Raw genomic sequence first — 1,195 nt, forward strand, 5'->3', positions numbered from 1 at the left:
TATTTCCACATGCTCGCCGTCGACTTGATGGCGCACAGCCTGCGGACCCAGACTCCGGCCGACCTCCGGGTGGGGCGCGAGATGACGATCGTGGTGAACAAACGGAACCGGCCCGAGCCGGACGTCACGGTCGTGCGCCGGGACGCGGTGTCCGAGGCGGGCAACGAGACAGCGTTCCACGCCGAGGACGTCGTGCTGGCGATCGAGGTGGTGTCGCCGGAGTCGGAGGCCCGGGACACCCATCGGAAGCCGCAGCTCTATGCGGAGGCGGGCATCCGGCACTTCTGGCGTGTCGAACAGGGCAACGGTCGTCGGCCGATCGTCTACGCCTATGAACTGGACCCGGTGACGGCGGCCTACGTGCCGGTCGGCATCTTCCACGACCGCCTCAAGCTCCCCGCCCCCTTCACCATCGACATCGACCTCGCCGCGATCGACGACATGTAGCCCGCGTCCGGGCGCCGCCCGCCTCCGAAGGCCGTCCGGCTACAGCCGGGCGGCCTTCAGTGCCATGTGGAGCAGCAGGCGGGAGCGGCCGTCGGCGAGGTCGAGACCGGTGAGCTCCTCGATGCGGGAGAGCCGGTAGTAGAGGGTCTGCCGGTGGATGGCCAGGGCTGCGGCGGTGCGGGCCGCCTGGCCCGCGAGGTCGAGGTAGACCTCCGCGGTGCGGGCGAGATCGCGGCGGTCGGGGGTGAGCAGCGGCGCGACCGCGGGGTCGGGCGCCGAGGCGGCGGGCAGGCCGGTGAGCAGGCGGTACGCGCCGAGGTCGGCCCAGCCGGCGACCGGCCCGAGATCGGGCTGGGCCCGCGCCGCCCGGGCGGCGTCGCGCGCCTCCCGCCAGGCCTCCGGCAGCGCGCCCAGCCCCTCCCGTCCGCCGCTCACCCCGGCCACCGCCCCGGCCGCCGCCCCGGCCGCCGGCGGACCGCCGGCCGGGGAACCGTCCCCGCCGGGCGCCACGGACCGGCCGTCCTTCGCGTCGGATCCTGCCCCGCCGGAGGCTCCGCTGCCCGGTGCCAGCGCCTCCAGCAGCCGGACCGCGGCGGCCCGCGCGGGGGCCACGTGCTGCGGCGAGCGGAGCCGCACCAGCAGAGCGACCGGGTCGGTCCGGCCCGCGGCCGCCGCCCGGTACGGAGCCGCCGGCCCGTGCGAGCCGTCCGGGACGAGGACGAGGGCCGCCGCCCCCGGCACGGCCCGT

General features: G+C 76.6%; 2 protein-coding genes. One reads left to right on the top strand and one right to left on the bottom strand.

The window, feature by feature from the left end:
- The coding region (locus K7862_RS37025) for a Uma2 family endonuclease (protein ID WP_222970192.1) at positions 1–447 on the top strand (447 nt) is incomplete at its 5' end.
- Positions 448–486: 39 nt separating this feature from the next.
- On the opposite strand, the gene K7862_RS37030 is transcribed toward K7862_RS37025, so the two are convergent.
- Positions 487–1,195, bottom strand: a 709-nt coding sequence (locus tag K7862_RS37030; protein ID WP_222970194.1) for a helix-turn-helix domain-containing protein, incomplete at its 5' end; no start/stop codon positions are given.

The sequence above is a fragment of the Actinacidiphila acidipaludis genome (assembly GCF_019890725.1).
Lineage (GTDB): Bacteria > Actinomycetota > Actinomycetes > Streptomycetales > Streptomycetaceae > Actinacidiphila > Actinacidiphila acidipaludis.